The organism is Pseudomonas sp. W2I6 (assembly GCF_030815935.1).
Taxonomy (GTDB): domain Bacteria; phylum Pseudomonadota; class Gammaproteobacteria; order Pseudomonadales; family Pseudomonadaceae; genus Aquipseudomonas.
On the sequence record NZ_JAUSXJ010000001.1, the window covers coordinates 4,879,585 to 4,892,267 of the forward strand.

The window sequence follows — 12,683 nt, forward strand, 5'->3', positions numbered from 1 at the left end:
ACCCGATCTGTCTTGGTTTCTATCGTAAACCATAGGACAAACACATCGTTTATAAGGCTCTTAGCGAGAATTCAACATCGTATAGCCGCCCACAATGCATAAAAAATCAATGTACCATTAGCCTATTTATCCTTGCCAAAAATCGACAGGAAGAGCTGAACCCCGCGTATGACCGACCTTTCCAGCCACACCCCGATGATGCAGCAGTACTGGCGCCTGAAAAACCAGCACCCTGATCAGTTGATGTTCTACCGCATGGGCGACTTCTACGAGATCTTCTATGAAGACGCGAAGAAGGCGGCCAAGTTGCTGGACATCACCCTGACCGCGCGCGGGCAGTCGGCCGGGCAGTCAATTCCGATGTGCGGGATTCCATATCATTCGTTGGAAGGTTACCTGGTCAAGCTGGTGAAGCTGGGCGAGTCGGTGGTGATCTGTGAGCAGATCGGCGACCCGGCCACCAGCAAGGGCCCGGTGGAACGCCAGGTGGTGCGCATCATTACGCCGGGTACGGTGAGTGATGAGGCGCTGCTGGATGAGCGTCGCGACAACCTGATCGCGGCAGTACTGGGGGACGAACGCCTGTTCGGCCTGGCAGTCCTGGATATCACCAGTGGCAACTTCACGGTGCTGGAGATCAAGGGCTGGGAGAATCTGCTGGCGGAGCTTGAGCGCGTCAACCCGGTGGAGTTGATGATCCCGGACGACTGGCCAAAGGACCTGCCGGCGGAACGTCGCCGTGGGACCAAGCGTCGTGCGCCGTGGGATTTCGAGCGTGATTCGGCGCTGAAAAGCCTGTGCCAGCAATTCTCCGTGCAAGACCTCAAGGGCTTCGGTTGCGAAACCCTGACCCTGGCCATCGGCGCCGCCGGTTGCCTGCTCAGCTATGCCAAGGAAACCCAGCGCACTGCCCTGCCGCATTTGCGCAGCCTGCGTCATGAACGCCTGGACGACACCGTGGTGCTGGATGGCGCCAGCCGTCGCAACCTGGAACTGGACACCAACCTCGCCGGCGGGCGCGACAACACCCTGCAATCGGTGGTCGACCGTTGCCAGACCGCCATGGGCAGCCGCTTGCTCACCCGCTGGTTGAACCGCCCGCTGCGGGATTTGACCGTGCTGCAAGCCCGCCAGACCTCTATTACCTGCCTGCTCGACCGCTACCGCTTTGAAAAGCTGCAACCGCAGCTCAAGGAAATCGGCGATATCGAGCGGATCCTGGCGCGGATCGGCCTGCGTAACGCGCGGCCCCGCGACCTGGCACGCCTGCGCGATGCCCTCGGCGCCCTGCCGCAACTGCAAGCGGCGATGACCGAACTGGAAGCACCGCACCTGCAGCAGCTGGCAGTCACCACCGGCACCTACCCGGAGCTGGCGGCGCTGCTGGAAAAAGCCATCATCGACAACCCGCCCGCGATCATCCGTGACGGTGGCGTGTTGAAGACCGGTTACGACACCGAGCTGGATGAGCTGCAATCCCTGAGCGAGAACGCCGGGCAGTTCCTGATTGACCTGGAAGCCCGTGAAAAAGCCCGCACCGGCCTGGCCAACCTGAAAGTCGGCTACAACCGCGTGCACGGCTACTTTATTGAGTTGCCAAGCAAGCAGGCCGAGCAGGCGCCGATCGATTACCAGCGCCGCCAGACCCTCAAGGGTGCCGAGCGCTTTATCACTCCGGAGCTTAAAGAATTCGAAGACAAGGCGCTGTCGGCCAAAAGCCGCGCCCTGGCCCGGGAGAAAATGCTCTACGAAGCCTTGCTCGAAAGCCTGATCGACAAGCTTGCGCCGTTGCAGGACACCGCAGCCGCCCTGGCCGAGCTGGATGTACTGAGCAACCTGGCCGAGCGTGCCCTGAACCTTGACCTGAACTGCCCGCGCTTTGTCAGCGAGCCGTGCATGCGCATCGTGCAAGGTCGCCACCCGGTGGTGGAGCAGGTGTTGACCACGCCGTTCGTCGCCAACGACCTGTCGCTGGACGACGACACCCGCATGCTGGTGATCACCGGTCCGAACATGGGCGGTAAATCCACCTACATGCGTCAGACCGCGTTGATCGTGCTGCTGGCGCATATCGGCAGCTTCGTGCCGGCGGCAAGCTGCGAATTGTCACTGGTGGACCGCATCTTCACCCGGATCGGTTCCAGCGATGACCTGGCCGGCGGCCGTTCGACCTTTATGGTGGAAATGAGCGAAACCGCCAACATCCTGCACAACGCCACCGAACGCAGCCTGGTGCTGATGGACGAAGTGGGCCGCGGCACCAGCACCTTCGACGGGCTGTCCCTGGCGTGGGCGGCGGCCGAACGTTTGGCGCACCTGCGGGCATATACGCTGTTCGCGACGCACTACTTCGAACTGACCGTGCTGCCGGAAAACGAGCCGTTGGTAGCCAACGTGCACCTCAATGCCACCGAGCACAACGAGCGCATCGTGTTCCTGCACCACGTGCTGCCCGGCCCGGCAAGCCAGAGTTACGGCCTGGCCGTGGCGCAACTGGCGGGGGTGCCGGCCGAGGTGATTACCCGTGCTCGCGAGCACCTGAGCCGCCTGGAAGAAACCGCGCTGCCCCATGAGATTCCCGTGGCCAGCCCGGCCAAGGCCAGCAACAAACCCAGCGCGCCGCACCAGAGCGACATGTTCGCCAGCCTGCCTCATCCGGTACTGGATGAGTTGGCTAAGCTTGACCTGGATGACTTGACGCCGCGAAAAGCGCTCGAAATGTTATATGCACTGAAGACTCGGATATAACGCAGACGCTTGCAAGCTGGTAGACTCTCGCGCGGTTTGGGATGCTGCGGGCTTTTAGCCTGGCCTGCAGACTATCGCTCCCGAACCTCGCGAGCCCTGCCACAAAGGGTTTCGCTGCCGCCGCCTGAGGAGAAAATTAGAAATGACCTTCGTCGTCACCGACAACTGCATCAAGTGCAAGTACACCGACTGCGTAGAAGTGTGTCCGGTGGACTGCTTCTACGAAGGCCCGAATTTCCTGGTCATCCACCCGGACGAGTGCATTGACTGCGCCCTGTGTGAACCAGAATGCCCGGCCGTCGCTATTTTCTCCGAGGACGAAGTCCCGGCAGAGATGCAGGAATTTATTCAGTTGAACGTTGAGCTGGCGGAAATCTGGCCGAATATCACTGAACGCAAAGACCCGATGCCGGATGCGGCAGAGTGGGATGGCAAAAAAGGCAAGATTGCCGACCTCGAACGCTGATAGCGTCGATGCCCTCCAAAAGGCCCCTTGCGGGCCTTTTTGCATTTCTGCGGGGCGGGTTTCACTTTTCTACAGGCAAAAAAAAGGGGCGGTATGACCCGCCCACATTTTTTCCCTAGTCCCTGTGTTCCTTTTCATCGTCCTGATGAATCGCATCCTGCGAGGTTCCCTGAATCATCGTTCCTTGATGACTGTGTCAATCCGTGGACACAGGACTGATCTTAGAGAGTTCACGGGGAAGTTCAACGGGATCCAACCCGCCGGGTTTTCGATCTACGCGCTCAAACGCGAATAAATAATCTTTATATTTCAATAAGATAGAAATATAGGTAATCAATTCAAGACGCCCCCGCCGACGAAAAAACCCAAACGCTTACGAAAAAGTAAGTGAATGCTTACACCAGCAATTACGTAAAAGAGTAAAAAACGCCTCGTTGCTGTTCACCAGGCAAGAAAAAGCCCCGACAAGGTCGAGGCTTTTTTCCCATCCGGTGGATCAGTCGTCGCTGACAGTAATCGTCGGCATTGCCTGGGCCTCTGCTTCCTGCAGGACGATTCGCGCGCCTACGTGGCGCGCCAGCTCCTGGTAGACCATGGCAATCTGGCCATCGGGCTCGGCAACGACCGTTGGCTTGCCGCCATCAGCCTGCTCACGAATCCCCATGGACAGCGGCAACGACGCCAGCAGTTCCACGCCGTACTGGGTCGCGAGCTTCTCGCCGCCGCCTTCACCGAACAGATGCTCGGCGTGGCCGCAGTTGGAGCAGATGTGCACCGCCATGTTTTCCACGACGCCCAGCACCGGGATGTTGACCTTGCGGAACATCTCCACACCCTTGCGGGCATCCAGCAGCGCCAGGTCCTGCGGTGTGGTGACGATCACCGCGCCGGCCACCGGCACTTTCTGCGCCAGGGTCAGCTGGATATCGCCGGTGCCGGGCGGCATATCGATCACCAGGTAGTCCAGGTTGCCCCAGTCGGTCTGCGTGACCAGTTGCAGCAACGCACCGGATACCATCGGGCCGCGCCAGACCATCGGTGTGTTGTCGTCGGTCAGGAAGGCCATGGACATGACTTCCACGCCATGGGACTCGATCGGCACGAACCATTTCTGGTCCTTGATCTTCGGCCGGGTGCCTTCCGGGATGCCAAACATCACGCCCTGGCTCGGGCCATAGATGTCGGCGTCGAGAATCCCGACCCGCGCGCCTTCCCGGGCCAGGGCCAGGGCCAGGTTGGCGGCGGTGGTGGATTTGCCCACGCCGCCCTTGCCGGAAGCCACGGCCACCACGTTCTTGACGTTGGCCAGGCCCGGAATCTGCGCCTGGGCCTTGTGCGGGGCGATCACGCACTGGATGTCGACCCTGGCCGCGCTGACGCCGTCCAGGCCTTCGATGGCCATTTGCAGCATCTGCGCCCAGCCGCTCTTGAACAGGCCTGCGGCGTAGCCCAGCTCAAGCTGGACCGAAACCTTGTCACCCTGCACGTCGATGGCGCGTACGCACCCGGCGCTGACCGGGTCCTGGTTCAGGTAGGGGTCGGTGTACTGGCGAAGAACGGCTTCCACCGCTGCGCGATTGACGGCGCTCATGGGCTACTCCCGAAAAAAGACTGACTAAAACAGGCGGCTATCCTAACCGTTCCAGCGCCCCAGCGGCACGCTTTCGGCCTGCGGGAAAATCCGGAAACAGCCGCACGGGGTGAAATAAATTTCCCGGCGCTTTATAGTGGCCGACCTCCGTTTCATCAAGTAGCCGAGCCCCATGTCCGAGCCACGCAAGATCCTCGTCACCAGCGCCCTGCCCTATGCCAATGGTTCCATCCACCTTGGCCATATGCTTGAGTACATCCAGACCGATATGTGGGTGCGCTTCCAGAAGCATCGCGGCAATCAATGCATTTATGTCTGCGCGGACGACGCCCACGGTTCGGCCATCATGTTGCGCGCCGAGAAGGAAGGGATCACCCCGGAACAACTGATCGCCAATGTCCAGGCTGAACACAGCGCCGACTTTGCCGAGTTCCTGGTGGATTTCGATAACTTCCACTCGACCCACTCCGACGAAAACCGCGAGCTGTCGAGCCAGATCTACCTGCGCCTCAAGGACGCCGGGCACATTGCCACGCGTTCGATCACCCAGTATTTCGACCCGGAAAAGAAAATGTTCCTGGCCGACCGCTTCATCAAGGGCACCTGCCCGAAATGCGGCACTGAGGACCAGTACGGCGACAACTGCGAGAAATGCGGCGCCACTTACGCGCCCACCGACCTGAAGGATCCGAAGTCGGCCATCTCCGGCGCCACCCCGGTACTCAAGGATTCCCAGCACTTCTTCTTCAAACTCCCGGATTTCCAGCAGATGCTGCAAACCTGGACCCGCAGCGGCACCCTGCAGGACGCCGTGGCGAACAAGATCGCCGAATGGCTGGACGCCGGCCTGCAACAGTGGGACATCTCCCGCGATGCGCCGTACTTCGGCTTTGAGATCCCGGGCGAGCCAGGCAAGTACTTCTACGTGTGGCTGGACGCGCCGATCGGCTACATGGCCAGCTTCAAGAACCTGTGCGACCGCACGCCGGAGCTGGACTTCGACGCGTTCTGGAACAAGGACTCCACGGCCGAGCTGTACCACTTCATCGGCAAGGACATCGTCAACTTCCACGCGCTGTTCTGGCCTGCAATGCTTGAAGGCTCGGGCTATCGTAAGCCAACCGGCATTGCCGTGCACGGTTACCTGACGGTCAACGGCCAGAAGATGTCCAAGTCCCGTGGCACCTTTATCAAGGCGCGCACCTACCTGGACCACCTGTCGCCGGAATACCTGCGCTACTACTACGCCTCCAAGCTGGGCCGTGGTGTCGACGACCTGGACCTGAACCTGGAAGACTTCGTACAGAAGGTCAACTCGGACCTGGTGGGCAAGGTTGTCAACATCGCCAGCCGTTGCGCCGGGTTTATCCACAAGGGCAACGCCGGGGTGCTGGTGGCTGAAAATGCCGCACCTGAGTTGACCGATGCGTTCCTGGCGGCGGCGCCAAGCATCGCCGATGCCTATGAAGCCCGCGACTTTGCCCGGGCCATGCGCGAAATCATGGGCCTGGCCGACCGCGCCAACGCCTGGATCGCCGACAAGGCGCCGTGGTCGCTGAACAAGCAGGAAGGCAAGCAGGCTGAAGTCCAGGCGATCTGCGCCACAGGCGTCAACCTGTTCCGTCAGTTGGTGATCTTCCTCAAGCCGGTATTGCCATTGCTGGCAGCCGACGCCGAGGCGTTCCTCAATGTGCCGCCGCTGACCTGGAATGATCACGCGACACTGCTCGGCAACCATCAGTTGAATGAGTTCAAGCCGCTGATGACCCGTATCGACCCGGTAAAAGTGCAGGCCATGACCGACGCATCGAAAGAAGACCTCGAGGCCAGCAAGACCGATACCGGCGACACTGCACCTGCCGGCAATGGCGAACTGGCGAAAGATCCGTTGTCGCCGGAAATCGACTTCGACGCCTTCGCTGCGGTGGACTTGCGGGTGGCCCTGATCCTCAAGGCCGAAGCCGTGGAAGGCGCCGACAAGCTGCTGCGCCTGACCCTGGACATCGGTGATGAACAACGCAACGTGTTCTCGGGGATCAAGAGCGCCTATCCGGACCCATCCAAGCTCGATGGTCGCCTGACCATGATGATCGCCAACCTCAAGCCGCGGAAAATGAAGTTCGGTATCTCCGAAGGCATGGTGATGGCGGCCGGCCCTGGCGGTGAAGAGATCTACCTGTTGAGCCCGGACAGCGGCGCCAAGCCGGGTCAGCGCATCAAGTAACAATGGCTGACTGCCTCATGGTCTCGGCCATGGGGCGGTTTCAGCTAGTACCCCCTCCTCGCTTGCCGGATAATCGGATTCTGTTTGCTGTCGGCCCGCTGTTGGCTGTGGCTTTTCCGGGTTCCAACGCAATGATCAAACCATGAGCCTGATTCAACGTATCGACGCCCTGCTGCCGCAAACCCAGTGTGGCAAATGTGGGCATCCTGGCTGCAAGCCCTACGCAGAAGGCATTGCCCAAGGCGAGGCGATCAACAAGTGCCCTCCGGGCGGCCAGGAAACCATTGCAGCCCTGGCGCAGCTGTTGAAGCTCCCGGTGCTGGAGTTGGACACATCTCGAGGGGAAGCGCCCGCACAGATCGCGTTTATCCGTGAAGCGGAGTGCATCGGCTGTACCAAATGCATCCAGGCCTGCCCGGTGGACGCTATCGTCGGTGCTGCCAAATTGATGCACACGGTGATTGTCGACGAGTGCACGGGTTGCGACCTGTGTGTAGCACCCTGCCCGGTTGATTGCATCGAAATGCGTCCGTTGAGCACCGTGGTACCGATTGTCGGCGGGCTGGCCTCCAATGATCATGAACGCGAGGTACGCAGCCTCAAGCGCGACCGGGCCCGGCGACGGTTTGAACAGCGCAACGCGCGGCTGCAACGCGAAGAGGAACAGAAACTTGCCGAACGCCAGGCACGCTCCAAGCGCGCCGCCCCGGTAGCTGCGGCCACGGTCAACCCGGTCCAGGCGGCCATTGAGCGGGTTCGTGCACAAAAAGCCGCGGCCATGGACGCCGCCTTGAAGAAGGCCAAGATCAACCTGGCCATGAGCCGTGCCCAATTGCACAAATCCCTGAAAGCTTTCGGCCACCCGCCGACCTTTGAACAGCAGTCGCAGTTGATCATTCTGCAACAGCACTTCGAAACGGCAGAGCAGGCGCTTGCGGCACTGGTGGTGGCTGATGCCCGCACCTGAACCCCTTGAGCACCGGCCGCACCTGATGAAGCGTGTACTGCCGGTGCACGCCGCGTTTATCCTGCTCGGGTTATTGGGCCCGTTTTTCGTAACCACACTGACTGTTTGCAAGGAACCGCTCGCCCCATGAACGCCGCAAAACGCCTGGAAATTTTCCGCCGGCTTCACGAAGACAACCCGGAACCGAAAACCGAACTGGCCTACTCCTCGCCGTTCGAGTTGCTGATCGCCGTGATTCTCTCGGCCCAGTCCACAGACGTCGGCGTCAACAAGGCCACCGCCAAGTTGTATCCGGTGGCGAACACCCCGGAGGCGATCTACGCGCTGGGGGTTGAGGGCTTGTCCGAATACATCAAGACCATCGGCCTGTACAACAGCAAGGCGAAGAATGTCATCGAGACATGCCGGCTGCTGGTGGAACTGCACGGCAGCGAAGTACCGCAAACGCGCGAAGCCCTGGAAGCCCTTCCGGGTGTTGGCCGAAAAACCGCCAATGTGGTGCTCAATACGGCATTTCGCCAATTGACCATGGCGGTGGACACGCACATCTTTCGGGTCAGCAACCGAACCGGTATTGCCCGCGGAAAAAATGTGGTGGAGGTGGAAAAACAGCTGGCGAAGTTCGTGCCCAAGCCGTATCTGCTGGACTCGCATCACTGGTTGATCCTTCACGGACGCTATGTCTGCCAGGCGCGCAAGCCGCGCTGTGGCAGCTGCCGCATCGAAGACCTGTGCGAATACAAGGAAAAGACTTCCGACGATTGAGCCATCATTGCTTTTATCGATGAGTCGATTGAAAAAATCTTTTTTACCAGGCCCGAGATTATCGTTATAAGGAGCGCCAACGGCAGTCTTAGCCTGGAGTTAACCTTATGAGCACTGGCAAAGAACAACTGGATGTAGAAGACGACGTTGTTGGCGCTGAATCCGACGATGATGCAGCAGAAGCACCGGTAGAGGTGGCCAAGACCAATTTGAGCAAACGCCGCACCATCGACAACCTTCTGGAAGAGCGGCGCTTGCAAAAACAGTTGGCCGATTACGACTTCGATCTCTAATCGATCCAACGATAAACAGAAGCCTCCCTTGCGGAGGCTTTTTTCTGACTGGATGTAAATGTGAGGCCGGCCTACACCAGGCCGTTTCGCTGGGCCAGCTCGATCAAGTCCACCAGCGAGCGGGCGTTGAGCTTGAGCAGCAAGCGGGTCTTGTAGGTGCTCACAGTCTTGTTGCTCAGGAACATGCCATCGGCGATCTCCTTGTTGGTCTTGCCGCGGGCCAACTGCTGCAACACCATCATCTCCCGTCCGGACAGGCGCTCGACCATGTCCGCTTCGCTGGCGTTGCCCATCGTGGAGCGCACCGAGTTCAACGCCTGGTTGGGGAAGTAGCTATACCCGCACAGCACCGCCTTGACCGCGCTCAACAGCTCGGTGAGATCCTGTTGCTTGCACACGTAGCCGGCAGCACCCGCCTGCATGCACCGCATCGAGAAATGCCCGGGCGCCTGGGACGTCAGCACCAGCACCTTGAAGGGATGTGCCTGTTTGGTTGATGACAGCCGGCATATAACTTCCAGGCCATCGAGTTTGGGAATTCCAATGTCCAGTATGACAATGTCCGGCATATGCTCGCGCGCAAGTTGCAAGGCATCGACACCGTTATCGGTCTCGGCAACGACCTCATAACTATGACGTTCCATTAGCATACGCACAGCAAGACGAATGACGGGATGATCATCCACGATCAGCACTTTATTCATGGGCAAGTCCAATTTCGCTGTTCGAATTATTAAGAGTAAGCACAATAGCCTAGTCGTTTCTCGCTTGGCATAGCGCTCCCCCCCAAGCAACAGCAAGCAGAGACCTAACCCACAAAGACATAGGATTTAACCTACAAAAAAACGCCAGATCGGAGCTATCCAGTTTTGTTGGGGCTTTCAGAACTTTCCGAGCACAAACATATTTTGAGTGAAAATTCCCAGGATTACGCGGGCCCGGGTAAACGCGCCGTACACAAGTTTCAGGAAATGCCCCTTGTGCGCTGTCAGAAGACCTGTGAACCCGGAGGGAAACCGGGTTTTTAAAAGTTCCATTCGACATAATTACTAACGCTCCATAAATCCTACAGGCATGTCAGCATCTGACATATTCGCGGTACATTTCTGAGTGAATTTTCTGTAGTACATAGTTCCTGCCTACAAGAAAAAATCTCACTTTCAACAATGCATCACTTATCGAACGAAATTAATAAACATTGCCCCCGTAAAAATATAAACACTCCAGATCATCTCCTGGAGTACCTGAACTTTTTCGAAGCGAACAATAAACACAGGCGCACGCCCGATGATTCCGGATGTATTTTCAACCAAAAAAAATGGCCCCTTGAGGGGCCATTTTTCATTGCAACTTACAACACTCAGAACAACTTGCGACCTTTGTTGGCCGCAATGCGCATGCGCAACGCGTTCAGCTTGATGAAGCCTGCCGCGTCTGCCTGGTTGTAGGCGCCGCCATCTTCTTCAAAAGTGGCGATGTTGGCGTCGAACAACGACTCATCGGACTTGCGACCGGTCACGATCACGTTGCCCTTGTACAGCTTCAGGCGCACAACGCCGTTCACGTGGACCTGGGAAGCGTCGATCATCTGTTGCAGCATCAGACGCTCCGGGCTCCACCAGTAGCCGGTGTAGATCAGGCTGGCGTACTTGGGCATCAACTCGTCTTTGAGGTGAGCCACTTCACGGTCCAGGGTGATGGACTCAATGGCGCGGTGAGCGCGCAGCATGATGGTGCCGCCCGGGGTTTCGTAGCAACCACGGGACTTCATGCCCACGTAACGGTTCTCGACGATGTCGAGGCGGCCGATACCGTGTTCGCCACCGATACGGTTCAAGGTCGCCAGTACGGTGGCCGGGGTCATTTCGACGCCGTCCAGCGCGACGATGTCGCCGTTGCGGTAGGTCAGTTCCAGGTACTGGGCCTTGTCAGGAGCGTTCTCCGGGGAGACGGTCCATTTCCACATGTCTTCTTCGTGCTCGGTCCAGGTGTCTTCCAGCACGCCGCCTTCATAGGAGATGTGCAGCAAGTTGGCGTCCATCGAGTACGGGGACTTCTTCTTGCCGTGACGCTCGATCGGGATCGCGTGCTTTTCAGCGTAGTCCATCAGCTTTTCACGGGACAACAGGTCCCATTCACGCCACGGAGCAATCACTTTTACGCCTGGCTTCAAGGCGTAGGCGCCCAGTTCGAAACGCACCTGGTCGTTGCCCTTGCCGGTGGCGCCATGGGAAATGGCGTCGGCGCCGGTTTCGTTGGCGATTTCGATCAGGCGCTTGGCGATCAGCGGACGTGCGATGGAAGTACCCAGCAGGTACTCGCCTTCGTAGACAGTGTTGGCGCGAAACATCGGGAAAACGAAATCGCGGACGAACTCTTCGCGCAGGTCGTCAATGTAGATCTCTTTCACGCCCATGGCTTGCGCCTTGGCACGTGCAGGTTCGACCTCTTCGCCCTGACCCAGGTCAGCGGTGAAGGTCACCACTTCACAGTTATAAGTATCCTGCAGCCACTTGAGGATCACCGAAGTGTCCAGGCCGCCGGAATACGCGAGAACGACCTTGTTTACGTCGGCCATGCCATCACTCCACGGGGTTGTACGGAAAGGCGTCGATTCTACCGACCAAAACCGTGAAATTACAGAGGCGCGACAGCAAATGAAGATAAAGCGACAGATTATGTCGAGCGGGCGACGAAACGCCGCACCTTATGAGGTGGCGGCAGCGTTGTCTGGCGCCTTGGCCTGGGGCGCCGGTTTCTCGGGGGCTGCCACCCGTTCGAGCTGAATATTCACCCGGCGGTTTTTCGCCCGGTTGGCCGCGTTGGTGTTCGGCGCCAGCGGATAGCTTTCGCCATGAAAGCGCAGGGTAATCTGCGATTCCTGGATGCCATTGGCCTTGAAGTAGTCCATTACCGCCAATGCACGACGCCGTGAAACGTCGCGATTGGTCAGGCGATTGCCGCTGTTGTCGGAGTGGCCATTCAACTCGACGTGGTTAACCGTCGGGTCGGCTTTCATGAATTCGAGAATCACCGAGAGCTTTTTCCTGGCCGCCGCGTCCAGTTCGATGCCGCCACCCGGGAAACCCACCTCGGTCTGTCTGACCTGCTCGAAATTCATCGGCAGCAGCTTGGTGGTGCAGAGTTGGTAGTCGTTGTAGGCCTTGCTGAATTTCGCCGGCAGCAGGCGGATCTCGGAGTAACCGCCGTCGCGGCTATAGTGGCGCACCGTCGGGCTGCGCCCTTCGAGCAGGCCGGTAAACAAACGCCCGGCCTGGGCCTGGGAGCTGTTGAACAGCACATCGCCACTGCCGACACGCACCGCCCCCAGGTTGATATCGCCACGCCCCGGCTGCCACGGCGCAGCCGCCGCCAACAGGGTTGCGGAACCGGCACCCAACGAGCCGTTAAAGGCTTTCAGGCGAAACGTCGCCTGCTCGCCGGCCCGGCGCACGAACTCGCCCGAGCCGAAATCGGTGATCGGCTGGGTCAAGCGGCACTCGAATTTATCGCCCTCCACTTTCCACTCAATATTCTCCAGACGTGTCTGGAACGTGAGGGCCATCGCGGGCAGGCTGGCGAACACACTGAGCAGGGCTAGATAATGCTGGCGCACGGGAGGCTCCACT

9 protein-coding genes and 1 pseudogene are annotated in these 12,683 nt (G+C 59.0%); 6 read left to right on the top strand and 4 right to left on the bottom strand.

The annotated features are described in order from the left end of the window. The first annotated feature begins 168 nt into the window (after positions 1–168). Positions 169–2,748 (top strand): DNA mismatch repair protein MutS, encoded by a 2,580-nt coding sequence (mutS, locus tag QF039_RS22535; protein WP_003208686.1) that lies wholly within the window; start codon positions 169–171, stop codon positions 2,746–2,748. 142 nt (positions 2,749–2,890) lie between these two features. Further along, entirely contained in the window at positions 2,891–3,214 is a 324-nt protein-coding gene (gene fdxA / locus QF039_RS22540; RefSeq protein ID WP_003208688.1) for a ferredoxin FdxA, read from the top strand. Between the two features lie 496 nt (positions 3,215–3,710). Here fdxA and apbC read toward each other — a convergent pair whose 3' ends face one another. After that, a complete protein-coding gene (gene apbC / locus QF039_RS22545) occupies positions 3,711–4,805 on the bottom strand; it encodes an iron-sulfur cluster carrier protein ApbC (protein WP_102369833.1) in 1,095 nt (364 codons plus the stop codon). A gap of 172 nt (positions 4,806–4,977) precedes the next feature. On the opposite strand from apbC, the gene metG reads away from it, so the two are divergent. The 4 genes and pseudogenes from metG to QF039_RS22565 all read left to right on the top strand — a co-directional run bounded on the left by metG (position 4,978) and on the right by QF039_RS22565 (position 9,054). Continuing rightward, positions 4,978–7,029, top strand: a complete 2,052-nt coding sequence (gene metG, locus QF039_RS22550; protein WP_307520799.1) for a methionine--tRNA ligase — start codon at positions 4,978–4,980, stop codon at positions 7,027–7,029. A gap of 121 nt (positions 7,030–7,150) precedes the next feature. Further along, a pseudogene (gene rsxB, locus QF039_RS33815) lies at positions 7,151–7,564 on the top strand (electron transport complex subunit RsxB); the annotation flags it as partial. Positions 7,565–8,122: 558 nt separating this feature from the next. After that, on the top strand, positions 8,123–8,761 hold the full coding sequence (nth, locus tag QF039_RS22560) for an endonuclease III (protein ID WP_307520803.1): 639 nt from the start codon (positions 8,123–8,125) through the stop codon (positions 8,759–8,761). A 107-nt stretch (positions 8,762–8,868) separates the two neighbouring features. Then, positions 8,869–9,054 carry a PA3496 family putative envelope integrity protein gene (locus QF039_RS22565; protein ID WP_003208696.1) on the top strand — a complete coding sequence of 62 codons (186 nt, stop codon included), beginning with the start codon at positions 8,869–8,871 and terminating at the stop codon, positions 9,052–9,054. A 71-nt stretch (positions 9,055–9,125) separates the two neighbouring features. On the opposite strand, the gene QF039_RS22570 is transcribed toward QF039_RS22565, so the two are convergent. The 3 genes from QF039_RS22570 to QF039_RS22580 form a co-directional block, all read right to left on the bottom strand. Beyond that, positions 9,126–9,758: a response regulator transcription factor gene (locus QF039_RS22570; RefSeq protein ID WP_003208698.1), complete on the bottom strand. Its 633-nt coding sequence runs from the start codon at positions 9,756–9,758 to the stop codon at positions 9,126–9,128. A 656-nt stretch (positions 9,759–10,414) separates the two neighbouring features. Continuing rightward, the gene (locus QF039_RS22575) at positions 10,415–11,632 is read right to left on the bottom strand and encodes an argininosuccinate synthase (RefSeq protein WP_003208700.1); all 1,218 of its coding nucleotides are present in this window, start codon (positions 11,630–11,632) and stop codon (positions 10,415–10,417) included. 129 nt (positions 11,633–11,761) lie between these two features. Then, positions 11,762–12,670, bottom strand: a complete 909-nt coding sequence (locus tag QF039_RS22580; RefSeq protein ID WP_307520805.1) for an OmpA family protein — start codon at positions 12,668–12,670, stop codon at positions 11,762–11,764. Between the last annotated feature and the right edge of the window lie 13 nt (positions 12,671–12,683).

Bases quoted from the DNA above. Each gene is read 5' to 3' on its own strand.
- metG (WP_307520799.1), top strand. From the start codon at position 4,978: ATGTCCGAGCCACGCAAGATCCTCGTCACCAGCGCCCTGCCCTATGCC.
- QF039_RS22570 (WP_003208698.1), bottom strand. From the start codon at position 9,758: ATGAATAAAGTGCTGATCGTGGATGATCATCCCGTCATTCGTCTTGCT.
- nth (WP_307520803.1), top strand. From the start codon at position 8,123: ATGAACGCCGCAAAACGCCTGGAAATTTTCCGCCGGCTTCACGAAGAC.
- fdxA (WP_003208688.1), top strand. From the start codon at position 2,891: ATGACCTTCGTCGTCACCGACAACTGCATCAAGTGCAAGTACACCGAC.
- QF039_RS22565 (WP_003208696.1), top strand. From the start codon at position 8,869: ATGAGCACTGGCAAAGAACAACTGGATGTAGAAGACGACGTTGTTGGC.
- mutS (WP_003208686.1), top strand. From the start codon at position 169: ATGACCGACCTTTCCAGCCACACCCCGATGATGCAGCAGTACTGGCGC.
- apbC (WP_102369833.1), bottom strand. From the start codon at position 4,805: ATGAGCGCCGTCAATCGCGCAGCGGTGGAAGCCGTTCTTCGCCAGTAC.
- QF039_RS22575 (WP_003208700.1), bottom strand. From the start codon at position 11,632: ATGGCCGACGTAAACAAGGTCGTTCTCGCGTATTCCGGCGGCCTGGAC.